The sequence below is a fragment of the Pseudomonas sp. SG20056 genome, from assembly GCF_031764535.1.
Taxonomy (GTDB): Bacteria; Pseudomonadota; Gammaproteobacteria; order Pseudomonadales; family Pseudomonadaceae; genus Aquipseudomonas.
In genome coordinates this window covers 3,340,570-3,367,538 of record NZ_CP134499.1, presented here as the reverse complement: position 1 = coordinate 3,367,538, position 26,969 = coordinate 3,340,570, and the positions used below count along the sequence as shown (strand labels likewise).

The following is a 26,969-nucleotide window of genomic DNA, read 5'->3' as shown; positions in this document are numbered from 1 at the left end:
GCGTCCTGGCGCTCATTATTGCTTTCAGATTGGTAAAACGTTCGATGCTGGCCAATTGCTCCCATATTCGTCGATAAGTTCTTATTTTCAAGAAAATTGTAGATATCGGTTCGCGCAGATGAATATCCACGTCTAGGTTATGTAGCGTCCACACGACGCAGTAAAGGGACGTATCGCGGCGGTGTCACAAGCTCTGCCGCACCTAAAAGCTCCATATATGGATTGGAGGCAGTATGCATAACAAGATTGTGAAAAGCGGCTTAATAGTGGGAAGCCTACTGGCGGCGATCTCGGGCGAGGTGCTCGCAGAATCGAACAAAAGTAGTAGCCAACTGTTTAATGCGTTTTGGAGCCCGACCCGCTTGGGACCTCTGGAATGTCGTTTTGGCCTGCTCAACAGCACTACATTGGGGTTGCCGCGTTGTATGCAGGCGAGCAACACCTCCACTCACTTGCAGATGTTCAAGGACATTGCCCACGCCAATGGCGGTAATCGGGCTGCAGGGTTGCCGGGTTACCAGCGCTCGATCGACTACGTGAAGTCCACTCTGGAAAGTGCCGGCTATCGTGTAGAGGTTCAGCCATTCCCCTTCACCGCCTATTACCCGCAAGGGCCCGGCGAGCTGCAGGCCCTGGCGCCTACGCCGGCAGTGTTTGAGTGGGATGTGGATTTCACCTACCTGTCGCAAACCGAAGACGGTGACGTCAGTGCGCCAGTGGCGGCTGTGGATATCGCGTTGGGCGCAGGCAACCTGTCCAGCAGTGGTTGTGAGGCGGAAGACTTTGTCGACTTCCCCTCCGGTTCCATCGCTTTGCTGCAGCGCGGCACCTGTAACTTCCAGCTGAAAGCGGAGAACGCCGCTGCTGCCGGTGCCTCAGGGGTGATCATCTTCAACCAGGGCGACACCGAGGACCGCAAGGGCCTGCTCAACGCTACTCTGGGCGACAGCTATGCCGGCGGTGTCCCGGTGTTCTTCGCCACCTACGATGTCGGCGTTGGCCTGGCGCAGAGCCCAGATACCCAGGTGCGCATGCTGGCTGACGTGGTGCGCGAGCGCACGCAAACCTTCAACCTGATCGCCGAGAGTCGCCATGGCAATGCCAACAATGTAGTGATGGCCGGTGCTCACCTCGACTCTGTGTATGAAGGCGCGGGCATCAACGACAACGCATCAGGCAGTGCCGCATTGCTGGAGCTGGCGTTGCAGCTGCAGAAAGTGCGGCCGAAGAACAAGCTACGCTTCGCCTGGTGGGGTGCTGAGGAGTCAGGGTTGGTCGGCTCGACTTACTATGTCAGCCAGCTGCCGGCCGAGCAGAAGAGCAAGATCAAGGCGTACTTGAACTTCGACATGATCGCTTCGCCAAACTTCGCCTACTTCATCTATGACGGCGACGGTTCTGCGTTCGGTCTGCAAGGTCCACCTGGTTCGGCAGCCATCGAGAAGCTGTTCGAGGAGTATTACAAACTGCGCGGCCTGCCTTCTGAAGGCGATGAGATCACCTTCCGTTCGGATTACGCGCAGTTCTTCCTCGACGGCATCGCCTTCGGTGGTTTGTTCACCGGGGCTGAGGTGCTGAAGACGCCAGAGCAGGCCAACCTTTATGGCGGCACTGCGGGGATCGCGCTTGACCCTTGCTACCACGCCAGTTGCGATGACCTGAACAACATCGCCCAGCGTGCTCTGGAGATCAATGGCGACGCGATGGCCTTTGTGACCAGCTGGTTGTCGTTCTCCACCAAGGTGGTGGATGACCAGATCGAGGCTGCCACGGCCGAGAAGAGTGTGGCGCGTAGTGCGCAGAGCTACGATATCACTCACTGGGGCAAACATTGGATCAAGTGATCGGCTGAAATGCAAAACCCCGCCAGGGCTAAGCTCTGGCGGGGTTTTCTTTGTCTGGTCAGTACGGGCCCCCTTCTTTAGGGGCGGTTTAGCTGTAGCTGATCACAGCAAGTTAAGTGAAGCGTAATTACATGAAAAATGATCTCTCATAGCAAAGATGTGTGAAGTGCGGTTTCGGTTTTGCCCCCGGCTTGAAACGCAGCAGATTGCTACTTAGAGTGGCGTGAATGTCTTCTCAGGCCAAGGATGGGTCCGATGTCTTCCATTGTTACCACAACTACCTTTCTTGCTCCCGAGCAGCTAGCGCAGCTTGAAACGCTAATTGATCAGGGGCTTTTTCAGCAGGCTCATGGACTTGCAACCCGCCATGGCGACTACCGGCAATGGCGGGGAGCGGCTGCCATGGTCATGGCCTCACGCCTGTCTGCCCATCTTGGCGCACCACGTTTGGGGGATGCCCTGGCTTATCTGGGCTATCGGCGCTACCCAGAGGCGGCCGAAACGCGTCTGCGCTATGCCCGCTTTCTTCTTGCCCGTCGAGGGCAGTTTCGCGCGTGGAGTTTTCTTCAGCAGTTTGGCAGTTGGGTGCCTGAGAGTCCGGCGCTGCATGCCGAGTGGCTTTCCTTTTCTGCTTATCTGTTTGCGTTGTTGCGTGACTTTACTCGCAGCGCGGCATGCAGCGAGCGAGCCCTTGCTCTGGCGCCGCAAGATCCTTGGCTGTTAGTTGAGCGTGCCTACTGCCTGGAGCAGGAGGATCGTTTTGCTGAGGCGCTTGATTGTTGTGAGCAGGCCTTGCGCCTCACGCCAGGCTCGCGGCCTGCGCTGATTCAGGCGGCAATGCTGGAGGTGCAACTCAACCGTGAGAAGCAGGCGCTGGAGCGCCTGCGCAGTGGTGCTGCTGCATCGGAAAGCAGTGGTCTGTGCGCTCAGTTGGTGGATCTACTGATTGAGGCTGGTGAGCTGGATGAGGCGGAACACTGGTTAGCGAGGGCCGAAGTGCTGTCGCCCTTGCTGGAAAAAGGCCTGGCTCGTTGGTATGCCGGTAGACGCTGCGATATGGCGAGCCTACGTGGCGCTCATACAGTGGCCCGGGAATTGGCTGTGCAGGCTGGAGGGCCTTTTTACAGCCAGATCGCCGAACAGCTGGAAACACCGCAAGGCCAGCGCTGCCTGTTACCTGTAAGTTTTGTCCGGCAGCATCACATGACCTGCGCTCCGGCGACGCTGACAGCGCTTTCTGCATTCTGGGGGCGGCCTGTTGCTCATCTAGAGGTCGCCGAAGAGATCTGTTACGACGGCACCTCATACCAGGCAGAGCGCGCATGGGCTGAGCGCAATGGCTGGCTGGTGCGTGAATTTACCGCTGACTGGGCGACCAGTTGCGCGCTGATTGATCGTGGGCTGCCTTTTACCCTTTCCGTGCAATACACCGGCAGCGGCCACTTGCAGGCAGTGGTCGGTTACGACCAGCCGCGCGGTACCTTGCTGATTCGTGATCCTGGCCAGGCGCAGTTTGGTGAGTGCCTGGCACAGAGTCTGTTTACTGCGCAGCGTGCCTCGGGTCCACGTGGCATGGTGTTGCTGCCCGCCGATCAGGCCTATCGATTAGAGGGGCTAGAGTTCCCGGAGCGACACCTGTGGGATAACTACTACCGACTGCTCTGTGCCCTGGAAGTACACCGTCGGGAGGATGCCTCAAGGGCATTGGCAGAGTTGCAGGCCGCGGCGCCAGAGCATCGTCTGTACTTTCAGGCGCAGCGTGCATTGGCTTGGTATGACGGCCGAGAGATGCAGGTACTCGAGGCTACAGAGGCGCTGCTGCAACACTTCCCGGATGATTCCAACCTGATTCTTTCCAAAGCCAGTTCGCTGAGTATGCTGCAGTCGCGCGGTGTACAACTGGTATGGCTGGAACAGCACTGTCAGGCACGCTGGAGTGACCCGCTGATCGTGGTGCGGTATGCCAATTTGCTAGGCGATGGCGGTGGCCAGGGCGCGACCGTGCAGTACTTGCTCAACCAGGCCTTGCGTCAGGCACCGGGGCAGGCCCCAGCATGGAATGCGCTGGCCAGCTTGCGTTGGGGCGAGGGCATGCGCGAGCAATCCTGCGAGCTGTATCGGTTTGCCGCCTGCCTGCATGCGGCCAATGAGGGGTACAGCAACCAGTACTTTCGTGCCCTGCGTTGCTTGGGGCGGACTGAAGAGGGGATGCACTTTTTACGTCAACGTCATCAGCAGTTAGGTGCTCTGGCTGCTGGCCCCAGTATCACGCTCAGCGAATGCCTTGAAGAGGTTGGGGACGCGCATGGTGCTCGTGATGTTTTGGAACAGGCGCTTCAGGTACGTCCGAATGATCCTGAACTGTTGCTTGGGTTGGCCGATTTCTATGGGCGTAGTGGTGAGCTTGAGCTGAACTACCAGCTGCTACTGCGGGCAGAGGCTTTATGCCGACGTGGAGCTTGGCTGCGTGCCGCGGTCATCTACAGCCAGCGCAGTGGCGGTGATATTCAACAGGCTCTGTTCTGGTGTCAGGAGGCTGCTGAGCTTGATCCACTGAACCTGTCGCTGCATCGTCTGTATGCACAGTTATTGCGGCAGTCAGCGGGGGAGGAGGCTGTTGATGCTTACGTGGAAGCGCTTGCTAAACGCTTTGAGCACCATGCAGGCATCGCCGAGTTCGCTGTCGAACGGGCACAGCGACGCTCCCTTGAGGCGGCTGAGGCTGCTTTGCGCCGTCTTCTGCACAGCCATCCACAAAATGCCTGGGCATTACGTGAGTTGGCTATGGTGCTGGCTCGACTGGGACGCAGTGAAGAGGCGCTAAGCCTGTGCACGCACGTATTGGCAATTGACCCACAAGACACCTACTGCCATTCCACGCATGGCTTTGTGCTGCTGCAGGCCGGACAGCGTGAAGAGGCTCAGGACGCATTTCGCAGGGCGTTGCAGCGTAGTGCAGACAATGAATACGCCAGCAATATGTTGCTCGACACCTGCGCGGGCCAGGATGACGTGCTGCAGTCTTTGGATTACGTCCACGCCGAGCTAGTTCGGCAAGTGACTTTTGGTGAAGGTTGGATGGCTTATCAGCAACAGGCCCAGAAACGCCTCGATCCGCAGGTACTGCTTGAACAGCTTGGCGAGGCTCTGCGCCAGCGTCCTGATCTTTGGCAGCTGTGGGTGGTAGTGGCTCGGCAACAGGCTTTGGACGGGCATGTCGAGCAGGCCGAGGCGCTTTTGCAATCAGCGGTTGAGCGTTTTCCACTGATGCCTCGTTTGGCCCTGGAACGTGCCCAGCTGCAGAAGAATCATGGGCAATACAGTGAGTGTCGCGCGACGCTGCAAGAAAGCTTCCGCATCAACCCCTTGTGGACGCCGACTGTTCGTCTCTATGTGGAAAGCCTGCTGGATGAGGGCGATAACCTGGCCGAAGCTGAAGCCTTGTTAAACCGTGTACTTAGCCGAACCCCCGATAACCATGAGTTGCGTGCTTATCTGAGCTATGTACAGGGCGAGCGTGAGGCATATGGTGAGGCTGTTCTGGAGGCTGAACGGATTCTGCGCGATGAACCAGGTAACGCCTGGGTATGGAACCAGTTAGGGCGTTACAGTGTTGCTTTGGATGATGCCGGGCGACCGCTGCGCCTGGCTCATGAGTTGGTCAAATTGCGTGCCGGTGATGCGGATGCCTGGTTGGCGCTGGCAGAGCACGAGCAGGACGCTGCTGGGCGTGAAGACGCCTTGCGTGAGGCGTTGAGATTCAACCCGCGCCACCGTGGTGCGCACGAAAAGCTCTTGGATCTGCTGTTGAAGTCCGAGCGTTTTGACGAGTTGCATGAGCTGTTGGTCGCACCATGCTGGGGAGGCGCAACGCCGGTTGAATTGGCGGTTTTCGGGCCTAGGGCGACCTACAACAGCGGTAAGCACGATATTGCGATGGACGAGTTGCGCCAGTTGCTGGTGCGCCACAGGAACAGCTTTGACGCCTGGCGTGAGCTTGCGGACTGGCAAGATAGCGCGGGGCACTACTCGGCATATGTGGAATCAGCCAGAGAAATGGTGCGTCTGGAGCCAAAACTGGCGATCTCCCATGGTTTTCTCGGGCATGCGTTATTGCTCAATGAGCAGAGCGAACAGGCACTACTGTCGTTTTCACAAGCCTTCTGTCTTGATCCCGCTTACACCTTTGCCGGCCTCAATGAGTTCGATCTGCAGCTGAAGTATGGCCGTGTGGATGATTGCCGGGCTGTGTTGGCGCGTCTATTGGAGGTGCCTAACGCTTCTCAGCCTTCGATTCTTATGAGGGCATTGGACTTCGCTCAGGCACACAGTGATCGGCCACTTAAACAGCGGGCGCTTGAGTCTTTATGCCGGGATGACGATAACGCAGGCGCCTGGGCTGATGTACTCAAGCGATTTGTCGCACCAGCACGTGACCCGGAGTTGTGGCCCATCGTAGAAAAAGCTGCATCTGAGGGCGCGTTACACCATGCCGCTGCGCTTTTCTGGTTAAAACACGAGGATGCCCGCTGGCTGCCCGGTTCGCTGTGGAAAGGTTTTAGCAGGCTTCTGCTCAATGATCCCAGGCATGCGGCCAAACATGCCATGTTGGATTTGTTGGCTGAGCGTGAGAACGCCAACAGTCTGTTGGAGCGTACGCTGCAGGCCTGCCGTGAGGCGATACGCTGTGATGGCATGATCTGGGGGATGGCCAGTTATGCATTGGCGAATCAGGGGCTGTACTGGTCAATGCCCCACTGGCTAGCAGATTGGGCGCAGCGCACTGATGTTCCGGCCTGGGGGCTGAATAATCTGGCTTTGGGGTTGCGTGCTACTGGTCGTGATGAGTTAGCTGCAGCCGTATCGCACAAGTCGCTTGAACAGATGCCTGAGAATCATGAAGCGATGATCTGGCTTGCCGCAGATGCTGCAAAGCAAACAGACATGCAAGCGCTTCGTGTGTGGCAATCACGCTATCAGGGCGCGCAGCTACGCCCTTATTTCGCCTGCATGCAGCACATGCTGGATGGTTATGCCGAAGCCGTTGAACACGGTGATAGCGCGAGAGCTGTGCGCCACTTCTCGACGGCCAAAGCGGTTGCACGAGGTGGTAGCCATAGTGCTTATCGTCGCTTGCGGCGCGACCTGGCATACCGCTTGGCATTTGGGCGGAGTACCCATGTACTGCTGGCACCATGGCGCTACCTACAACTCCGTTTTGAATAACCGGCTTTGGCCCAACGGTGCTTACTCGGTCGCGGCTTGGTTCTTCGCTTTAAGGCCATGAAGCCGCTCAACCACATAGCGCAGGTGTATATGCAGCTCATACAGCTCGCTGGAGTAAGACAGCGGTACCTCGACCCGCGCCAGTTCGTCTTCCAAACGTTCCAGGCGAGCGATTTCGGCATCCAGATCACTGGGCAGTTTGCCTTTGTAAAGCTGCTGGTCGATCTCGCGCAGGTGTTTGTACCAGCGGTAGATGCGGGCGCGGATGCGCCACTGGTAGATCGGGCCGATGGCCTTGAACAGCGGGAACAGCAGCACCAGCAGCGGGATGGCCAGGATGATGTAGCGGTCAGCCAGAGAGGCAATGCGGAACGGCAGGTAGCGCTGCAGGATGGGCAGGCCCTTGTCGTAGTAGTACTCGGCTTCGCTCAAGGTGTTGAGTGATAGCGGCGGTTTGGCCGGGTAGCTGCCGGCTGGGTCGAGCAGGCTGCCATTCTTCAGCACGGTTTTCGCCGCTTCGAGGATCAGTGGGGTTAGCGAAGGATGAAACTCTTCGCCGGCCACCAGGGTGGCGACTGGGCCAAGGGTGACGATGTCTTGGTCCGGGGTATTGTGCTGCATATCAAGCATGCCTTCGCCGACTTGCAGGCGGCTCAGGTAGGGCAGGCGGGCCAGGTAGGCCTCAGTACGACGCAGGCTGACCAGGCGCACCTTGGGCTCGGCTGCCAAGCGCTGAATCAGCGCGTTTTCCGCCGGGCCGACAAAAAAAGCGGCATCCAGTTTGCCGGCTATCAGCGCATCGGCGGCGCGGCTGCCGCCCAGTTGCTGCCAGCGCTTGGGGTACTGCGACGGCTCGATCCGATTGGCGTCGAACAATGCTGCAGTCACTGCTTGGGTGCCACTGCCATGAGAGCCGACCGCCAGGCGCAGTTTCATCAAATCGCTCAGGCGTTCGAATTTGACCTTGTCGCCGAGAAACAGCCACAACGGCTCGCGGTACATCACGCCCAGGCCATTGAGCTTGCCACGTGCCTCGTCGCTTAGAGTCAGCTCCTGGCCGCTCTGTACCAGTGCCAGCTCCACTTCACCGTTGCCGAGTTTGCCAAGGTTATCCTCAGAGCCCGCGCTTTCAACCAGCTCCAAGCTAAAGCCCTGCAGCTCAAGTTCAGCCTGCAGGCGCTCGCCAAACGCATGGTAGCCACCGCCCACGGCGCCGGTGGCCATGCGCGCATGCATCGGTGGCGGCGGTGCGGCGAAATAGAACAGTGCGCCGACCAGCCCAGCAATTACCGGCACGATCCACAGGTTGGTAAGGATCAGGATTTTCAGATCATGAAGAATGCGGCGCATGGTCAGTCCTTGTCGTTAGCTGGGCTGAGGATAGCTGGAATGTCTTGGCTATTGGTTTGTTGCGTGTGGGATTTGAGTCTGTGGCGTTTACCTGAAGTGTGACGGAAATATGAAAAAACAGGTTGTGACACTTCAGCTAAGTCGATAGTTTCCCCAGCCTTAAAAAATAAACCGGATTCAGGGATGCGTTACCTCAAGGCCTATCAACAAGACTTTCCCCATACCGTCGTCAGTGGCGACCTGACGTTGCACCTCGATCAGGAAGGTACGGCGGATATCCTTGAGCCGATCTCCTCGCTAATGGCTCAGCGTAAAAACGGCACATTGCGCCGTAGCATCTCTGGTTGTATGAGGGGTGTGCGCTCGCGTCTGTTCGTGAAAGCTGTCGAGTTGGAAAGTCTGCCTTCGCGACTGCGCGTGACCTTGGGTCGACAGCGGCGTCTGGGCGGGTATGACTGGCCGATAGCCGAGCTGATGAACAGTGTCGATGCCTGGCGTCAAGGTGCCTCCGTGCCACGCTTGCGTGGTTTCGGCTATCGTCGGCAGGGGCTGTTTCCTGTACGTGAGTTGTTCCTGATCAGTGACATGCTCGACGGTCATGTTGACGGCAAGTTCTGGCTGACTCAGCCGCAGATGCAGATTGAGGCCTTTCTGCAGGGGGCTTTTGCCCTGATTCGTGAACTGCATGAAAAGCATGTCTGCCACCTTGATTTGTGGGCGGGCAACATCATGCTTGATCCGCAGCGTCTGGACGCGATGAAGGTGGTCGATCTGGAGAACTGTTATATCGGCCATCCGCCCTACTGGTCGGAGGCTTTGGGTTTCCAGTTTGCCTTTCTGTTCTTGCGCCTGGTTCAAGACCATATCGACGAAGCGCGTTATGACCACTTGGTGCAGGCCGCTCTGGACCAGTATCCGGGGATTGATCGTGTAGGGTTTGAACGAGTCTATTCGTTGTGCAAGCACCAGCAGATCAGCCGCAAGAAGCGCCGTGACCTGCTGTTGACGGGTAATTTGCAGCTGCGCGGTTAACCCGCCATTTCAACTCTGCCCAGCAAGCAGGCGCATGCTGCGTTGCTCGCGCCAGCGGTCTAGTAACCCGAGCGCCACCAGCAAGCCCAGGGCATACCCTGCATCCATACCCAGCATCAGTAGTACCAAGGCACAGAGCAGTGCGCTGAATGCGGCCAGCCAGCGCCAGATACCGCGCAGCAGCACCACGCCTGCGGCCATGCTGAGCAGGTAGATCACCACGAAGTTGCCATTGGCGTAGCGGATCAGGTCATCCACGGTCAGGTCGAGCAACTGAGCCAGGCTGGTGCACAGGGCGCAGCTCAGAATCACCAGCAACAGCGCGCGGGCCGGCACACCATGATGGTTACGCTGGGCCAGCGTGGCGGGTAGTTTGCCCTCTTCGGCCAGGCTCCAGATCAATCGGGCAAAGCCCTGCATATAGACGTTCATCGACGCAAAACAGGCCAGGTAGCCCACCGTCGCGGCGATCCAGCGTGCATGGTCGCCCAGCAGCAGGTCGAGCATGCGCGGCAAGGATGCGGCATCGGTTTGTACGTTGCCGTAGCTATGCAGGCTTAGCACGGCCACCGAGCATGCCCAGTACACCAGGCCCGCCAGCAGCACGCCAAACAGCAGCGCCAGCGGGAAGTCGCGTTCAGGGTTCCTGAACTCCTCACCCATATGGGTAAAGGCCTCGATGCCGACAAAGCACCAGAACATCACGCCCAGCGCTGCCGGCAGCAGATGCCAGGAACCGTTGATCTCAGGCAGCAGTGGCTGGCTGCTGACGGGCAGATCGCCGAGCCACCAGATCAGTGCAATGGTGGCGATAATCGCCACGGCAATTACGCCCTGAATCATCCCGCTGGCCTTGGCCGGGCGCTGGCCGAGCAACAACATGGCGGCCAGGGTCGTCAGCTGGATCGCCAGGGCCTGGCCACGACTGAGATCGAACAGCGCCTGCCAGAAACCGCTGGCGATATTCAGCGCGGCGGGTAAACCCACCGGCAGCACGGCCAGAAACAGCAGGGCACTGAGCCGCTCCATTCGTGCGCCAAAGGCGCGGCCAATCAGGTGCGGCGCGCCCCCAGCATGGGGAAAGTGCCGACCCAGCTGAGCGAAGGTAAACGCCACTGGCAGTACCAGAGCGATCAGCAGCATCCAGGCCCATAACGACGCCTCGCCGGCAGCAGTGGCGGCCAGCGCCGGGATCACAAAAATCCCGGTGCCCAGCAGTGAAGTACTTAGCAGGCCAATCCCTTGCAGCAGGCCCAGTTCCGGGTTCAGACGGCTCATGTTGTATGCTCTGCGGTTTCGTTCGCCATGTTAAATCGCCCAGCTGTTGCAGGCTGCTGGCGAAGCGTCGGCTTTTACCGACGATCTGGCGCAACTGGCCGTCAAATTGCCTTTCCGAGAGCCTCGCGTGGACAAGTTCGATCAGCAGATACTCGCCCTGTTGCGCGCCGATGCGCGTTTGCCCGTCAGCCAGATCGCCCGCGAGGTCAACCTGTCGCGTTCGGCAGTCAGCGAGCGTATTCGTCAGTTGGAACACACTGGCGTGATCAGCGGCTATCAGGCCCAGGTTACGGTGCCGGGCGCTGCGGGGATCAAGGCCTATCTGGAGCTGTTCTACCAGGGCGGTCGCTGCGAGCACTATGTCGAGCTGATGCGTGTATTCCCGGAAGTGCGCCGCTGCAGTGGCATCAGCGGCGAGACCGATATGCTGGTGTCCATCGAGGCTGCGTCGATGCAGCGTCTGAGCGAGATTCGCGGCGAGATCGAAAACTTCCCCGGTATGCAGAAAGTGAAGACCCATATGGTGGTCAAGGATTGGGTGTTCTGAGCATGCGCATCCTGCACACCTCCGACTGGCACCTCGGCCAGCACTTTATGGGCAAGACCCGCCAGGCCGAGCACCAGGCGTTCTGTGCCTGGCTAATCGATCGGGTACGCGAGCAGGCGGTCGATGCCGTGCTGATCGCCGGCGATATCTTCGACACCGGCGCGCCGCCGAGCTACGCCCGCGAACAGTACAACCGCTTTATCGTCGAGCTGCGCGCCACCGGCTGTGAGCTGGTGGTGCTCGGCGGTAATCATGATTCGGTGGCCATGCTTGGCGAAAGCAAGACGCTGTTGGCCCAGCTAGGTACGCGGGTGATTCCCGGCGTCTGTGAGCAGTTGGATGAACAGTTGCTGGTGCTGCACCAACGTGACGGCTCGCCCGCTGCAATTCTTTGTGGCATCCCCTTTATCCGCCCGCGCGATGTGCTGCTAAGCCAGGCCGGGCAGAGTGCGCAGGACAAGCAGCAGTCGCTGCAGCAGGCAATCCAGCAGCACTACCAGGACCTCTATGCCCTGGCGGTGAGCAAGCGCGATGCACTGGGCGGCGATCTGCCGATTATTGCCACGGGTCATCTCACTACTGTGGGTGCCAGCGCCAGCGATTCGGTGCGCGAGATTTATGTCGGTAGCCTGGAGGCCTTTCCCACCAGTGCCTTTCCGCCGGCGGCCTATATCGCCCTGGGGCATATCCACCGGCCGCAGAAGGTCGGCGGGCTGGAGCATATCCGCTACTGCGGCTCGCCCATTCCCCTGAGCTTCGATGAAGCCAAGCAGCAGAAGGAAGTGTTGCTGGTCGAGCTGGATAGCAGCGGCTTGCGCGAGATCAGCGCGCTGCTGGTGCCGCGTTTTCAGCCGCTGCTATCGCTGCGCGGTTCGCTAAAGGAATTGGAAAGTGCGATTCAGGAAGCGGCCAAGCAAGGCAGTGCCGAGCAGCCGGTATGGTTGGAAGTGCTGGTCGGCAGCGACGATTACCTGAGCGATCTGCAGCTGCGTATCGCCGCCCTATGCGAGGGCCTGCCGGTGGAGGTGCTGCGCATTCGCCGCGAGCGCGGTAATGCCTGCGCGAGCTTGCAGGGCCAGGCCAAGGAAACTCTGGATGAGCTGAGCGTCGAGGATGTTTTCGCCCAACGTCTAAGCAGCGAAAACCTGGACGAAACCGAGCAGCAGCGCCTGCTGGGGCTGTATCAACAAGTGGTAAGCGAGCTGCGCGAGGGCGAGGTATGAAGATCCTTAGCCTGCGCCTGAAAAACCTCAATTCGCTCAAAGGCGAGTGGAAGATCGACTTCACCGCCGAGCCGTTTAAGGACAACGGCCTGTTCGCTATCACCGGCCCGACTGGCGCGGGCAAGACCACGCTGCTCGACGCCATCTGCCTGGCCCTTTACCACCGCACGCCGCGTATTAGCTCGCTGTCGGATAAGACCAATCAATTAATGACTCGCCACACCGCAGACTGCTTGGCCGAGGTCGAATTTGAGGTCAAGGGCGTTGGTTATCGTGCCTTTTGGAGCCAGCGCCGCGCCCGTGATAAGGCTGACGGTCAATTGCAGGGGCCCAAGGTTGAGCTGGCCGCCGCTGACGGCCAGATCATTACCGACAAGATCAACGAGAAGCTGCGTGAGACCGAGCGTCTCACAGGTCTCGATTTCGAGCGCTTTACCAAATCCATGCTGCTGGCTCAGGGCGGTTTCGCCGCCTTTCTCGAAGCCAACGCCAACCAGCGCGCCGAGCTGCTGGAAGAGCTGACCGGCACCGATATCTATGGGCAGATTTCCCAGCGGGTGTTCGAGCAGTGCCGTGAGGTCAAGGTCGCCCTCGATCAGCTGCGCGCCCGCGCGGATGGCGTCGAGTTGCTAAGCGAAGAGCAACGCGCTGAGTTGCAGACGCAGGCCGAGCAACTGGCTATTGATGAAGCCGCACTCGGCGCACAGCAAACCGAATTGCAGCGCCAGCACCGCTGGTGTGAGGACCTGAGTAAGACCCAGGCTCAGTTGCACGCCAGCCAGCAGGCCGAGCAGGCGGCGCAGGCCGCCCTACAGCAGGCCCAACCGCAGCTGGCGCAACTGGCCGCCAGCGAGCCAGCCCTGCGTTTACAACCGCTGCACCATGACTGGCAGCAGGCCCGCCACAGCCTGACGCAGACCGAGCAGGGTTTGCAGCTTAATACCATTGAGCAGCGCCAGGTTGAGCAGGCGATTGTCGAGCACAGCTGGCAGGCTCGCGAACTTAGCGCCTTGCTGCTTGCCGATTGCCAGGCGCAGCGCCAGCAACTGGCCGAGCGTCTGCAGCAGGTGCAGCAACAACTGGCCGCGCAGCCGCAGCATGGCCGTCTGGGTGAGCAGCTGGGCAGTTGGGGCGAGCAGCTTAAGGCGCGACAGCAACAGACCGAGGAAATCGCCCAGCTGCAACTGAACCAGCAGCAACTGCAAGAAACCATCGCGGCCCTGCAGGCGCAGCTCGGTCAGCAGGCTGAACAGCTCAGCACCGAGCAGGCCCGTTTGCAGCAAGCGCGCGAGCAGGAAAACGTCGCACAACAGCAACGTGATGAGTTATTGGTTGGGCGCAGCGAAGCGGCCCTGCGTGAGCGCTGGCAGCAGCTGCATATCCAGGGCAGTGTGCTGACGCAGTTGGGCGAACTGGCAGCGGTCCAACAGCGCCTGACGGGCGAGCAAGAGCAGTTGGCCAGTACGCTGACGCTATTGCGCGAGCAGCATCAGGCCAAAGGCGCCGAAGTGGCGCAGTTGCGCCTGAGCTACAAGGACTTGCAGCAACAGGTGCAGGCCCAGGAAAAACTGCTGGAGCAGGAACAGCGCATTCAGGCCCTGGAGGCCCATCGTGCACAGCTGCAATCCGGGGAGGCCTGCCCGCTGTGTGGCTCCGAGTCGCATCCGGCGATTAGCGCCTACCAGGCCCTGGATGTCTCGGCGACCAAGGCGCTGCTCAATAGCAAGCGCACTGAGCTGGAAGCCCTGACTGAACAGGGTCGGCAACTGGCCGGTGAGCTGGAAAAACTTGCCGCGCGCCTGGAGCAGCAACAGCAGCAGTTTGAGCGTGGCCAACAGACCCAGGCCGAGCAGGGCGAACGCTGGCAGGTATTGGGTGCGCAGCTGGAAAACCCGCTGGCCGATGTCGCCGCTTTGGCTGCGCAGCAGGCGCAACAACGCATGCAACTGCAACAGTTGCAGCAGCAACTTGCGCAGCTGCAACTGCTCAATAGCAGCCTTGAGCAGCGCCAGCAGGCGCGCATGGTGCTGCAACAGCAGTGCAGTGAACTGGAACAGCAGCAGGCGCTTAATCGTCTGCAACTGCAGCAGCGTCAGGAGCAGGCGGAACAAGGCCAGTTACGTCTGCAGCAACTGCAGGACGTTGTCCATGAGCGTAACGAAAACCTGAGCCAGGCCCTTGCCGGCTTCGGCTATCAGCTGCCGGAAGACGCCAGTGCCTGGCTGGCTGAACGCCAGGCCGAGTGGCAGCGCTGGCAGCACAATCAGCAGCAAAGCCTGGATTTACAGCGCGAGTTAAGCGAGCTGGAGCATGGCCTGCAGAGTGCAACTCAGCAGGCGGAGCTTTGGCAACAACGCTGGGCTGCGCTGGATTTGGCCGATCAATCGGCCTTGACCAAGCTCGCCGATGCCCAGGCGGCTTTGCAGCAGGTGCAGGCTCAGCTGGAAGAAACGCAGCGCTATCAGCAGCAATTGGCCGGTAGTCGTCAGGCTCTGGCCAGCCGCTTGCAGGATGAGCAGGCGCGCCTGCAACTGGCCGAGCAGCAATGGGCAGCAGCGTTAAGCAACAGTCCCTTTAGCGATGAGGTGGGTTATCTGGCTGCCCTGCTCGATGAGGCACAACGCAGCACCCTGCAGCTGTTGCGTCATCGCTTGGATAAAGCCCTGAGTGATGCCCAGGCTCTGGTCAATGCCGCCGCCCAGCAGCTTGAAGCTCTGCAGGCCAGCCCGGCCACCGCGCTTAGCCTGGCGCAGTTGGATGAGCAGCTGCTTGCTTTGAACGCCCAGCTAAAAGCCCTAAGCGAACGCCAGGGCGAAATCCGCGCCCAGCTGCAGGGCGACGACGCGCGCAGGCTCGGTCAGCAAAGTCTGTTTGCCGCGATCGGTGCCAAGCAGGGCGAATACGACTTATGGCAGCAACTTAACAGCCTGATCGGCTCGGCCGATGGCGCCAAATACCGCAAGTTCGCCCAGGGGCTGACCCTGGATCATCTGGTCTACCTGGCCAACCAGCAGCTCGAACGCCTGCACGGCCGCTACCAGTTGGCGCGGCGCAGCAGTGGCGAACTGGAGCTGGAGGTGATCGACACCTGGCAGGCCGATGCGGCGCGCGACACCAAGACCTTGTCCGGCGGCGAGAGCTTTCTGGTCAGTCTGGCCCTGGCCCTGGCGCTGTCCGATCTGGTCAGCCACAAGACCAGCATCGACTCGCTGTTTCTCGACGAAGGCTTCGGCACGTTGGACGGTGAAACCCTGGAGGTCGCTCTGGACGCCTTGGATAACCTCAATGCCAGCGGCAAAATGATCGGTGTGATCAGCCACGTCGAGGCGCTCAAGGAACGCATCCCGGTGCAGCTGAAAGTGCACAAGGGCGTCGGCATGGGTTATAGCGGCCTGGATAAGCGCTTTGCGGTGAATGCACGGGACAATTGATCTGCGCCAGCGTTGCTTGGGCTATGCCTACCTATACTGAAACCTAGGAGCCTGTCGGACTTAACACTGTTCTACTGTGGCAAAGCCGGATTTGGTCATTTTTGCTGCTTTCCCTCGTTAAATAGCCAGCTATTCGCCTCGGAAAACCAGCAAAACTGCCTCAAGCCGGGCTTTCCCTCGCTACGAACGGTTAAGTCCGACAGGCTCCTAGCGCGCAGGAAGCCGCACTCGCCCTCAGGGAACGACGCTTTCACTGTCTCGGAGCATTGCCTTGGCCAAGCTGTTGATCTGCCTGCTGTGCTGCTGTTGTCTGGTTGTTGAGGCCCATGCGGCCCCACGTTCGGCCGATGCCTTGATCCTCTGTTATGAGGATCAAAACTCCTACCCCTGGGTAATGACCGATGGCAGCGGGCTCAACCTGCAGCTGCTACGGCTGGTCGACGAGAGCTTGCCGCTGCAGTTCAGCTTCGTTGCCGTGCCCTGGAAGCGCTGTTTGTCTGGCATGGCTCAAGGCACCTATGACGGCGCTTTTGCCTCCAGCTTCAAGGAGGAGCGTCTGCTTCTCGGCCGTTACCCGCAGGATGCCGATGGCCGCCTGGATGAGCGCAAACGGCTGCACACCTCGATCTACGCCCTGTACCGGCGTAAGGGCAGCCCTGTGAGCTGGAACGGCGAAGAGTTTCGCCAGTTGCAGGGGCGGGTTGGCTCCCTGAGCGGCTTTTCGATTGTCGACTTTATTCGCGCCCAGGGCGCCGAGGTTGATGAAACCAGCCGTGATCCGCTGGCGCTGTTGCAGATGCTTAGCCATAAGCGCATCGAAGCGGCGGCGCTGCAGAGCCTGCGCGGCGACTTTGTGCTGCAGAGCAATCCTGAGCTGGCGGCGCGGCTGGAAAAGGTCAAGCTGCCGCTGGAAGAGAAGGCTTACTACCTGATGCTGTCCAACGCCTATGTGGCGGCTAACCCTGCGTATGCCGCGCGTATCTGGGATGAAATTGAGCGTCAGCGCGAGTCGGTGACGTATCGGCAGCAGGTGCGGGATTTTCTGGCACGCTCTCAGCCCTGAGTCGGTTAATGCTTGGAGCCTGTTAAGGGCAGGCGCATGATCGTGCTTCGCCTCGATGAGTATTGCCGCATGGCTAAGCCTCCCGCCGCTCCACCGTCTGCCTCTGCGCTTGGGCGCTTTCTGACCTTGGCCGGTACGGCCACGCGCATCGGCGGCAGCGTGCTGGGGCAGCGTCTGCGTCCTGGGCGCAGCGGGATTGATTGGCAGCCGGTGGGCGATCTGCTCACGGATGTGCTGGGCGAGATGAAAGGCCCGGTGCTCAAGCTGGGGCAAATGGCCTCACAGTGGCAGGGTGTGCTGCCTGAGCCGGTGGCTCTGGCACTGGCCTCGTTGCAGAACCGTGTGCCGGCCTTGCCCTTCAGCGCGCTGCGCGAACACCTGCAACAGGTGTATGGCGCGGACCTCGGGCAGTTTTTCCAGCAGATCGACGAGCAACCCTTTGCCGCCGCCTCCTTGGGCCAGGTGCATCGCGCGATAGCGGCAGATGGCCGGGCGCTGGTGCTGAAAGTGCAATACCCGGGTATCGCCGAGATCTGCCAGGCGGATCTGCGCCAGCTGCGTCGTTTGTTGCCGCTGGGGCGCTTGTTCCGCGCGCCTGCCGAACAGCTGGAAGGCTTGTACCAGGAACTGGCAGCGGTGATCGCAGCTGAGCTGGATTACCCGACGGAGATGCGCCGTCTGCAGGACTTTCGCGCGTATTTCTCCGATTGGCCGGGCTTGCGTCTGCCGCAGCCGCAGGAAGATCTGTGCCGCCCCGGTGTACTGGCGCTAAGCGAGGAGGCCGGCTTGCCGTTTGCCGAGGTTAGCCGGGCCAGTGCCGAAGTGCGTGAGCGTCTGGCCCTGACCCTGGTGCGCTGGCTGAGTGCCCAGGCCTTTGAGCTGGGCCTGCTGCATGCCGATCCGCATCCGGGCAATTTCGCCTACACCGCAGCCGGAGAGCTGGTGGTGTATGACTTCGGCTGTGTGCGGGCGCTGCCCGCGCCGTTACTGGCGGCCTATGTGCAAACTTACAAGGCGTTGCAGGCCCGCGACGGCGAGCAGTTGGAAAAGGCCTTCCAGGCGCTCGGTACACGCCAGCCGCAATCCACCACGCCCTATGGCTTGTACCGTCAGCTGCATGGCTTGCTCGGGCCGCTGTTGCAGCCAGGCGTGCACTGGGACTTTGCTGCCACGCCGCTGCATGAGCAGGTGCAGCGGCTGTTGCCCGATGTGCTGGGCGCATTGGGCAGCCTACAACCCGCACCGGCCACCTTGCTGGTCAATCGCACGCTGGAAGGGCATTACTGGAACCTCAGCCGCCTCGGTGTCGCGCTGCCGGTGGCCGATCTGTTGCAGGTACAGCTGGCCGGGCGTTAGCGCATGCTGGTAACGGGTATGGCCTGGCCGTTTTCGATGCGGGTCAGGAAGACTGCGTTGGAGCCCTGGTGCTGGCGGCGTGAGAATGCCACCTTGAAACCGCCGAGGTCTGTGTCGAGGTGTTCCAGTGCATCGAGAAACGTCTCGCGTGTAGGCTCAGCGCCGGCTTTGCGCAATGCCTGAGTAAACACCGCAGCGCCGATATAACCCTCCAGCGAAGCATGGTCAAAATCGCCGGGCTGCATATCGGCCTGATAGGCGCGCACCAGCGCCAGCGAGCTGTCGTCAGGTGAGGGCACCACCTGGGATATATAAACCCCATCGCCGTCACTGCCGATCTCACGGATAAACCCCTCGGTGCCGATAAACGACACGCTGACAAAGCGTGTATTGAAGCCCAGCGCTTTCGCCTGTTTGATCGAGGCCGCCAGTTGCCTGTAAGTGCCGACAAAGAACACCGCTTCCGGCTGGGTGCGCTGCAGGGCCTTGATGGCCTCGGCCACGTCCAGCGAGTTGCGCTGGATACGCGCCTGCGCATGAATTTTCAGCTCGCGCTTGACCAGCGCGCCGTTGAGTCCGCCCTTGACCGACTCACCGAAGGAGTCGTCCTGCATCAGGATGGCGATCTTGCTCAGCTTGAGGTCCTGGGTCATGCGCTCGACCAGTTGCTCGGTTTCCTCAATGTAGGACGCGCGAATATTGAATACCCCGGGTTTGGCCGGTGTACGCAGAAACTCGGCGCCGGTAAAGGGGAACAGGTAAGGCACTTGCGCGCGCAGCGCCAGCGGCACGGCGGCGCGTGAGGTGGGCGTGCCGACATAGCCGAGCAGGGCGAACACCTGCTGGGTTTGCAACAGGCTGCGGGTATGCGCGGCGGTTTGGCTGGGCTCATAGCCATCGTCCCGGCTGAGCAAGTGGATACGTCTGCCATGTACCCCGCCTTCGGCGTTGACGCGTTTGAAGTAGGCCTGAGCGCCATTGAGCATGCCCAGACCCAGGGCTGCCGCCGGGCCGCTCTGTGCGTTGACCATGCCGATCCGCACTTCATCCGTGCTCAGGCCGGGCTCCGCTGCGCTGGCAAAACCCGGTATCAGCAGGCAGCTGATCACCAGGCCACGCAGCAGCTGTCGAGAGGTCATCGATACGCTCCTTGCCATGATCGCGGGCCACTGTAGGGTCCGCTCGTCCATTTTTTCTTATTCTGGGTGTGCATGTGATTCTCTAAAACACTCTAGTCAGTTGTGCATAAAAGACCGGCTTTTACTCGTCTGTGGGTGATGCTGACGGCACCTGCTGGTACTTGCCTTGCTGTAGATCATCGAAATAACGCTGATAACGGCCACTGTCACGGTAGAGCTGCAGGCGCTTATTGAAGCGATCGAGCAGCGCCGGACTGCCTTCCAGGTTTTTCGGCAGCATCAGGTAGCTCAGATTGACCAGCAGCGGCTTCGGGTGATGGGTGATCTTGGCCTGATCTGCCGCGCTGAAGTGGCTGCGCAGGGCGGCGTAACCGACGTTCATCTCCTGCGGGTAGAGCACCACGCGCTCCTTGAGCAGCTTCTCGAAGTTCTGCTGGTCGTTTGAAACGCGCTCGATCTTCACCTTGTTCTCGGCGAGAAAGGCATCGAACTGTGGGCCGTAGCTGTATTCCAGGCCGCCGCCGAGGGTCATGCCGGTGAGGTCGTCAAAGCGTTGCCAGTCAAAGGGTAGGCTTTTCAGGTGAAAGAACACGAACTGTTCATCGAGCAATGGCGCGCTGAACAGAAAGTCCGCCTCGCGCTCGGTCTTGTGCATCCATACCGCAGTGCCGTCAAAGCGGCCTGCAGCCGCGGCTGCATAGGCCCGTGGCCAGGGTAGAAACTGGAACGTGACGCGATAGCCCTCATCGGCGAGCAGGTCGCTGATCAGGTGGGCAATCACCCCGTTGTGTTGTAAGTCGCTGGACAAATAAGGCGGCCAGTCGCCAACGCTGATCTTCAGTTCTGGCTGTTCGCTGGCTTGCGCGGGCAGCCCCAGCAGCAGGCAGAACGCGACGAACAGGTTTTTCCACTTCATTAAAGCCCCTTAGTGACAACCGGGAATATCGCCTGCATGTATTTATGGCCTAGTAATACCACTGCGCAGACGCAGATAAAACGCCATTAATACTTCATTAAAACGTCATCGTGCGGGTGAAGACTGCTGCGGATTTGTTCAATCCCCATGTTTCTGCATAAGGATAGTTGCTGTGCTGCGAATCCCTACACTTTGCGCGCTGTTTGCCCTGGCTCCATTGGCCTCTGCTCTTGAGCTTAAACCCCTGGCGCTGTACGAGAGCGGCTTCGCTGCCGGCACTGAAATTGTCAGCGCGCAGGTTTCGAGCATGCGCGTGATTGTGTCCAATAGCGCCGAAGGCTTGGTCGATGTGCTGCAGCTGGATGCGGCCAAGGGGCTCAAGCGCATTGCCCGGCATAACCTGGTGGCAGCCGGCACGGGGGAAATCACCTCGGCGATTTTCCACCCCAGCGAAGACCTGTTTGCCGTGTGTATTCGCAATAGCGATGGCCTGAAAAACGGTCGTGTCGAGTTGCGTTCGGTGGCCGATGGCAAGCTACTTAATACCGTTGAAATTGGTATCTGGCCTGACAGCCTGGCGTTTTCGCCCAATGGCGACTTCATCGTGGTGGCCAACGAAGGTGAAGGCTATGTGCGTGACGGCGAGGGTTTTCGCAGCGGTGAAGGCTCGATCAGTCTGATCGACCTGAGTGGCGGCGTGGCGGCGGCCAAGCACAGCCTGATCACCCTGCCGGACCTGAAAGATGTTGAGGGCGCGACCCAGGCTGAGCACAAGCGTCTGCTGGAGCGGGTGATCGACGGCGAAGAGTTGAAAGTGCCGTTCGGCACCAGCCCCGAGCATATCGAGCCGGAATACGTGACCTTCAGCCCGGACGGTGCGCGTGCCTACGTCAGCCTGCAAGAGAACAACGCGATTGCGGTGGTTGATGTGCTGCAAGGCAAGCTGGACAAGGTGTTTGGTCTGGGTACCGTGCGCCATGCCGCGGATATCGTCGATGACGGAAAATACACCCCGGCGGCCGAGCTGTTTGCCCTGCGCGAGCCGGATGCCCTGGCGGTGAGCGCCGATGGCCGTTACCTGGTTAGCGCCGACGAAGGTGATACCGACCCGAAAATCGCCAAGACCAAGGCTGGCCTGCCCAGCGGTGGTGGACGCACTGTCAGTGTGTTCGATGCCATGAGCGGCAAGCTGCTCGGTGATACCGGCAGCCAGCTGGATGATATGGCCGCTCAGGCTGGTGTTTACCCGGATGCACGCAGTCCCAACAAGGGCAGCGAGCCGGAAGGTGTGGTGAGTTTCGATGCCTTCGGCAAACGTCTGGCGGTGGCGACCCTGGAGCGCGCCGATGCCCTGGCCCTGATCGACCTTGACCAGGCCGAGCAACCTAAGGTGTTGCAGGTCGTGGGTGCCGGTGAAGGCGCAGGCTCCGGCAACCTGGCGCCGGAAGGGTTGGCTCATGTTGAGCGTGAGGGGCGGCATTTCCTGGTCACCGGCCTGGAGAAGAGCGGCAACGTGGCGGTGTTCGAATTGCTCAAGTAATACGCCTGTTGTGGTCAGGCGCGCTGCCTGCGTCTGCCCGAGTAGCAAACAAGCCGGCCGTCGCGCCGGTTTTTTATGGGCTGCCATCCGCGGCGGCCACCCTTCGGGCCGTCGTTGCGCGGTGTTGAAAATTGCGCTTGGCGCTTTTTTCTTTGCGGCCAGTTCCCCGTCAGCCTCACGCCCTTTAGAGTGCTGCAGCGCAATCGCGCGGGCATGAGGGGATGGCTGGCATGACCGTTTGGGTCGTATCGATTCTGTTTGTATTGACCTACCTGGGCATGGCCGCAGGGGGCATCCGTGGCCTGCGCGTTGATCGCAGCTGGATTGCCGGCTGCGCGGCGGTGTTGTTGCTGGTCAGTGGTGCGCAGACACCCAGCGAGGCAGCCAGCCATCTGGATGCCGGCGCGCTGTTGCTGCTGTTGGCGCTGATGCTGATCAGTGCGCAGTTCGACTTCTCTGGTGTGTACGCCTGGCTTAACCAGCAACTCAGCCACTATGCCGAGCAGCCGGTGCTGTTGCTGCTGGGGGTGGTCCTGTTGGGCGGTGTGCTGTCGGCGTTGCTGGTCAATGATATCGTCGCCTTCGCTCTGACTCCGCTGCTGTGCCACAGCCTGCTGGCCCGTGGCCTCGACCCGCGGCCGTTTCTCCTGGCATTGGCGCTGTCGTGCAATGCCGGCTCCAGCGCCAGCCTGATCGGTAATCCGCAGAACATCCTGATTGGCCAGGCTGGTGGCCTGGATTTCTGGTCCTACACCTGGATTGCCGGCCCACCGGCACTGGCGGCGTTAGCCATCACCTATGCGGTGATCTGGCTGCAGTGGCGCAAACGCTGGGGTACGGCCAAGCCGGCGGTGCAGGCGGAAACCCCGGTGCAGCACATTTATGGCGCGCGCAGTTACCTGAAACCGCTGCTGGCCAGCCTGGTGCTGCTCGGGCTGTTTTCCACCAGCATGCCGCGGGAGATTTCCGCCCTGTTGATTGCGGTGCTGGTGATGCTGTCGCGGCGGGTGGACAGCCGCGACTATGTGCAGAAGGTCGACTGGAACCTGTTGCTGCTGTTTGCCGGGTTGTTCACCGTGACGGGCGCGGCGATGGGCCTGCCGCAGGTCGCCGCTCTGGCCGGCAATCTGGCCGATTTGGGCCTGTTACCCCATGGGGTGATCACCCTGGCGAGCTTGTCGCTGCTGGCCGGCAACCTGATTGGCAATGTGCCCTATGTGATGTTGCTGTTGGGCGTGTTGCCGGAGGCCGGCGAGGCCTTGCTGGTGGGCTTGGCGATCATGTCGACGCTGGCCGGCAACCTGCTGCTGATCGGCAGCGTGGTGAATCTGATCGTCGCCGAAAGCGCGCGGCGTCAGGGCGTGCCGCTGAGTTTTATCGATTTTGCCCGCAGCGGCGTGCCGGTAACCTTGCTCAGCATGGGGCTGGCTGGGGTGTGGTTGGTCCTGGGCGGCTGGCTGCCTTGGTAGGCTATTACTTCCAGCGATTCTGCCGCCAGGCCTGCTGCTGTTCGGGTGTCTGAAAGGTCCAGGCGACAAAGCGGCTCTGCTTCTGCCCCTGGGCCATCTCCACGGTTTGTACCTGCAGCGCGCCGGCCTTTTTCAGGGCACTGTACACACCCGGCAGGTTGCCGGCTTTGGAAATCAGGCTGCTAAACCACAGCACCTGCTGGCCAATTTCGGCGCTTTCCTTGACCAGCTGGCTGACAAACGCCGCTTCACCGCCCTTGCACCACAGCTCTGCCGCCTGACCGCCGAAGTTCAGCACCGGCAGTTTGCGCTTGGGGTCGAGTTTGCCGAGGTTGCGCCATTTGCGCTTGCTGCCGCTGCTGGCTTCTTCCGCGCTGGCGTGGAAGGGCGGGTTGCACAGGGTCAGGTCGAAGCGCTCATCGGCATGCAGCAAGCCCTGAAAGATATGCGCGCTGTCGCGCTGCTGGCGTAGCTCAATCGCCTCGCTCAAGCCCTGATTGGACTGCACGATGGTCTTGGCCGAGGTGATGGCGCTGGCAGCAATGTCCGAGCCGAGAAACTGCCAGGCATATTCGCGGTGGCCCAACATTGGGTAGATGCAGTTGGCCCCTACGCCAATATCCAGCGCACGCACTTTGGCGCCGCGCGGGATTTCGCCGCCGTTACTGGCGGCCAGCAGGTCGGCCAGGTAATGCAGGTAATCGGCGCGGCCTGGGATCGGCGGGCACAGATAATCCGCCGGAATATCCCAATGCTGGATGCCATAGAACTGCTTGAGCAGCGCCCGGTTGAACACCTTGACCGCCGCTGGGTTGGCGAAGTCGATGCTTTCCTTGCCATAGGGGTTGATGATCACGAAGGCTGCCAGCTCGGGGCTGGCCTTGATCAGCGCGGGAAAGTCATAGCGCCCCTGGTGCTTGTTGCGTGGGTGCAGCTGGCCCTTGCTCGCATCGGCCTTGTTGGCCTCAGGTTTACTGGGCGCGGTGCGCGGTGCGGCAGGTTTTCGGGTGGGGCGTTTCGGCGGCAAGGACATGGCAGACGGATCTAAGGCGTGGGCGCGGGATTTTCCCACAGCTGGGCGCAGGTTGCTTGCCGACTGTAGGTAAACGCTGGATGCCGACTCTAGTGGGTAATATTGAGCAGCATGGCCAGGTAGTCGAAGAACACGCAGTACAGGGCAATGGGCAGCGGCAGGCCGAGCAGGGTGCCGAGCAGGTAGATACGAAAGCGCACGCCAGACAAGGCCAGCGCGTAGTTCAACGCCGGTACGGTCTGAAACAACATGCGTAGACTGATGATGCTGACCAGCGGATGGCGATCAAGGCCGTTTAGCAGGCGTTGCGCCAGCGGGTTGTTCAACTCACGCAGGGCGTTTCCGCCCAGATAGCGAATGGTGATGTAGGTGACGGTGCAGGACACGCAGGCCGCGATATAAGTGACGACACCGCCATACACCCGTCCTAGGGCCAGCACCGCAGCGGCGAGAAATACCCAGCCGGGGATCTGGATCAGATTGCCCAGGGCAAATAGCAGGGTAAACAGCAGCAGACCGACGACCGGGTGCATCAGAAGCAGCGCCTGCAAGGCATCGAGGTTGAACTGCGCGCGGATGCCCAGGGTTTCGAACAGCACGAACAGACCCAGCAGGAACAGGATGACCAGCAGCAGGCGGGAGGAACTGCGCATGGCGGCCTCGTGGCTTCAGGGGTAGCCGAGTACGGCTTTTATCTGCGCCAGGTTGGCGGCAATCCACTGCGGATTGATCGCGCCCCAGTCACGAATCTCGTAGTGCCCGGCGTTATTGCGCTCACCGCTTTGCTGGGCAAAGGTGCACTCGATATCCAGCTCGGTCAGGGCGCTCAGGGTGTCCTGGGCGGTACGCCGGGGCATGCCGGTGGCGTCCATCAAGGCGGGTACGTTGGTCGCCGTACCGCTGTCGATCAGCCAGGCCACGTACAGGCGGCGGTAGAAGCTGCTGCGGGTTTTGCTGACTTCCATGGGTTGTACCTGGCGTGATGCCGTGCGCCGGGGCGCACGGCCTGATTGACGGTCAGCTCAGGGTGGCAATCGCGATATAGGTCGCGGCCCCTGAAATGTAGCCGAGGAAGGCCAGCAGGCTGATCTTCTTCAGGTACCAGATAAAGTTGATCTTCTCCATGCCCATCGCCGCAACGCCGGCCGCCGAACCGATGATCAGGCAGCTGCCGCCAGTCCCTGCGCAGTAGGCAAGCATTTCCCAGAAGGTGCCGTTGACCTGGAAGTTGCTCAGCCAGGCGGTGTCGGCACCGGCAAGCGCCAGCGCCTCCGGGGTGACCAGTGGGTACATTTTCATGGCGCCGGCTACCAGCGGTACGTTATCGACCACCGATGACAGCAGGCCGATGGCGATATTGATCGCGTACACATTGCCCAGGCTTTCACGCAGCGCGACGGCAACCTGTGTCAGGTGGCCCGCAGTGGCCAGGCTGGAGACCGCCAGCAGGATGCCAAGGAAGAACAGCACGCTGGTGGTATCGATGCGTCGCAGAACACCAACCACCGAGAGTGGGTGCTTATCTTCATCGTTCTTGCCACGGTGAATCACCTCGGTGACCACCCAGAGCACGCCCAGGCCGAAGAGGATGCCCATATACGGCGGCAGGTGGGTCACGGTCTTGAAGATCGGCACAAACACCAGGGCAGCAATGCCGAGGATAAACACCAGGTTGCGCTCAAAGGGTGTGGTCGGGTCGCGGCGTTCCTCGTCCGATTCGCTGATCAGCGGGCGCTGGATTTCGCCCTTCATGATCATGCTCAGCACCAGCAGCGGTACCAGCAGGCAAACCACGCTGGGGATAAACAGGTTGGCGATGATGCCGCTGGTGGTGACTTGATTGCCGATCCACAGCATGGTGGTGGTTACGTCACCAATTGGCGACCAGGCGCCGCCGGCGTTGGCGGCAATCACCACGATACCGACGTAGAACCAGCGCTCTTTCTGATCAGCCACCAGTTTGCGCAGCAGCGAAACCATGACGATGGTGGTGGTCAGGTTGTCCAGCACGGCCGACAGGAAGAAGGTGATCAGCGCGACGACCCAGAGCAGGGTGACGCGCTTGTTGGTGCGAATGCGGTCGGTGATGACCTTGAAGCCTTCATGGGCGTCGATCAGCTCGACGATGGTCATGGCGCCCATCAGGAAGAACAGGATCTCGGAGATCTCGCCCAGATGATGGCGCAGCTCTTCGGTGACGTGATGGTCATTACCACTGGCGCCGGCGGTGGCGGCACCGATCAGCGGCAGAATGCTGTCCGCGCCCAGTACCAGCAGGGTCCAGCAGATCACTGCGGTCAGGATGGCTGACGCGGCTTTATCGATTTTCAGCGGGTGTTCGAGGGCGATGCACAGGTAACCGAGGACAAAGATCAATGCCATCAACGCATACATGGTCAGAATTCCATTTGCAGGGCTTTTTTATTGAATTAGAGGTGCCGGAGGCTTTTGATGCGTGGACGAAGATGCCTGAAATGCTCGGAAATTGGGAGGGTATTTATCGTCAGTAAGCCTGCCTGTGA

At 60.4% G+C, this 26,969-nt stretch carries 18 protein-coding genes; 10 read left to right on the top strand and 8 right to left on the bottom strand.

The window, feature by feature from the left end; translation table 11 throughout:
* Positions 1-233: 233 nt before the first annotated feature.
* Entirely contained in the window at positions 234-1,844 is a 1,611-nt protein-coding gene (locus tag RHP75_RS16050; RefSeq protein ID WP_311089068.1) for a M28 family metallopeptidase, read from the top strand.
* 255 nt (positions 1,845-2,099) lie between these two features.
* Entirely contained in the window at positions 2,100-7,070 is a 4,971-nt protein-coding gene (locus RHP75_RS16045) for a tetratricopeptide repeat protein (RefSeq protein WP_311089067.1), read from the top strand.
* A gap of 21 nt (positions 7,071-7,091) precedes the next feature.
* On the opposite strand, the gene RHP75_RS16040 is transcribed toward RHP75_RS16045, so the two are convergent.
* Positions 7,092-8,420 (bottom strand): TAXI family TRAP transporter solute-binding subunit, encoded by a 1,329-nt coding sequence (locus tag RHP75_RS16040; RefSeq protein ID WP_311089066.1) that lies wholly within the window; start codon positions 8,418-8,420, stop codon positions 7,092-7,094.
* 183 nt (positions 8,421-8,603) lie between these two features.
* Here RHP75_RS16040 and RHP75_RS16035 point away from each other — a divergent pair, with 183 nt between their 5' ends.
* Positions 8,604-9,452, top strand: coding sequence for a lipopolysaccharide kinase InaA family protein (locus RHP75_RS16035; protein WP_311089065.1), 849 nt, complete (start codon positions 8,604-8,606; stop codon positions 9,450-9,452).
* A gap of 9 nt (positions 9,453-9,461) precedes the next feature.
* On the opposite strand, the gene yjeH is transcribed toward RHP75_RS16035, so the two are convergent.
* Positions 9,462-10,730, bottom strand: a complete 1,269-nt coding sequence (yjeH, locus tag RHP75_RS16030) for an L-methionine/branched-chain amino acid transporter (protein WP_311089064.1) — start codon at positions 10,728-10,730, stop codon at positions 9,462-9,464.
* 127 nt (positions 10,731-10,857) lie between these two features.
* Here yjeH and RHP75_RS16025 point away from each other — a divergent pair, with 127 nt between their 5' ends.
* From RHP75_RS16025 to RHP75_RS16005, 5 genes are all read left to right on the top strand, one after another.
* Entirely contained in the window at positions 10,858-11,277 is a 420-nt protein-coding gene (locus RHP75_RS16025) for an Lrp/AsnC family transcriptional regulator (RefSeq protein WP_282875177.1), read from the top strand.
* Positions 11,278-11,279: 2 nt separating this feature from the next.
* Positions 11,280-12,500: an exonuclease subunit SbcD gene (sbcD, locus tag RHP75_RS16020; RefSeq protein WP_311089062.1), complete on the top strand. Its 1,221-nt coding sequence runs from the start codon at positions 11,280-11,282 to the stop codon at positions 12,498-12,500.
* Positions 12,497-15,931 (top strand): SbcC/MukB-like Walker B domain-containing protein, encoded by a 3,435-nt coding sequence (locus RHP75_RS16015; RefSeq protein WP_311089060.1) that lies wholly within the window; start codon positions 12,497-12,499, stop codon positions 15,929-15,931. Before sbcD ends, RHP75_RS16015 begins: the two co-directional genes overlap by 4 nt.
* Before the next feature lie 271 nt (positions 15,932-16,202).
* The gene (locus RHP75_RS16010) at positions 16,203-16,994 is read left to right on the top strand and encodes an ABC transporter substrate-binding protein (protein ID WP_178124321.1); all 792 of its coding nucleotides are present in this window, start codon (positions 16,203-16,205) and stop codon (positions 16,992-16,994) included.
* 69 nt (positions 16,995-17,063) lie between these two features.
* Positions 17,064-18,350 carry an AarF/ABC1/UbiB kinase family protein gene (locus tag RHP75_RS16005; protein ID WP_160013401.1) on the top strand — a complete coding sequence of 429 codons (1,287 nt, stop codon included), beginning with the start codon at positions 17,064-17,066 and terminating at the stop codon, positions 18,348-18,350.
* On the opposite strand, the gene RHP75_RS16000 is transcribed toward RHP75_RS16005, so the two are convergent.
* On the bottom strand, positions 18,347-19,489 hold the full coding sequence (locus tag RHP75_RS16000; RefSeq protein ID WP_160013402.1) for an ABC transporter substrate-binding protein: 1,143 nt from the start codon (positions 19,487-19,489) through the stop codon (positions 18,347-18,349). The two genes, RHP75_RS16005 and RHP75_RS16000, sit on opposite strands and share 4 nt — an antisense overlap.
* Positions 19,490-19,610: 121 nt before the next feature.
* The gene (locus tag RHP75_RS15995) at positions 19,611-20,405 is read right to left on the bottom strand and encodes a transporter substrate-binding domain-containing protein (RefSeq protein ID WP_311089059.1); all 795 of its coding nucleotides are present in this window, start codon (positions 20,403-20,405) and stop codon (positions 19,611-19,613) included.
* Positions 20,406-20,577: 172 nt separating this feature from the next.
* Here RHP75_RS15995 and RHP75_RS15990 point away from each other — a divergent pair, with 172 nt between their 5' ends.
* Positions 20,578-21,945 (top strand): choice-of-anchor I domain-containing protein, encoded by a 1,368-nt coding sequence (locus RHP75_RS15990; RefSeq protein ID WP_311089057.1) that lies wholly within the window; start codon positions 20,578-20,580, stop codon positions 21,943-21,945.
* Between the two features lie 230 nt (positions 21,946-22,175).
* Positions 22,176-23,414 carry an SLC13 family permease gene (locus tag RHP75_RS15985; RefSeq protein ID WP_311089055.1) on the top strand — a complete coding sequence of 413 codons (1,239 nt, stop codon included), beginning with the start codon at positions 22,176-22,178 and terminating at the stop codon, positions 23,412-23,414.
* A 4-nt stretch (positions 23,415-23,418) separates the two neighbouring features.
* Here the strand turns inward: RHP75_RS15985 and rlmF are convergent, their stop codons facing one another.
* From rlmF to nhaD, 4 genes are all read right to left on the bottom strand, one after another.
* On the bottom strand, positions 23,419-24,447 hold the full coding sequence (gene rlmF, locus RHP75_RS15980) for a 23S rRNA (adenine(1618)-N(6))-methyltransferase RlmF (RefSeq protein WP_311089054.1): 1,029 nt from the start codon (positions 24,445-24,447) through the stop codon (positions 23,419-23,421).
* An 89-nt stretch (positions 24,448-24,536) separates the two neighbouring features.
* The gene (locus RHP75_RS15975) at positions 24,537-25,100 is read right to left on the bottom strand and encodes a VTT domain-containing protein (RefSeq protein ID WP_311089053.1); all 564 of its coding nucleotides are present in this window, start codon (positions 25,098-25,100) and stop codon (positions 24,537-24,539) included.
* 15 nt (positions 25,101-25,115) lie between these two features.
* Positions 25,116-25,412 carry a helix-turn-helix domain-containing protein gene (locus RHP75_RS15970; protein ID WP_167142145.1) on the bottom strand — a complete coding sequence of 99 codons (297 nt, stop codon included), beginning with the start codon at positions 25,410-25,412 and terminating at the stop codon, positions 25,116-25,118.
* A 52-nt stretch (positions 25,413-25,464) separates the two neighbouring features.
* Positions 25,465-26,841, bottom strand: a complete 1,377-nt coding sequence (nhaD, locus tag RHP75_RS15965; protein WP_311089052.1) for a sodium:proton antiporter NhaD — start codon at positions 26,839-26,841, stop codon at positions 25,465-25,467.
* Positions 26,842-26,969: the final 128 nt, after the last annotated feature.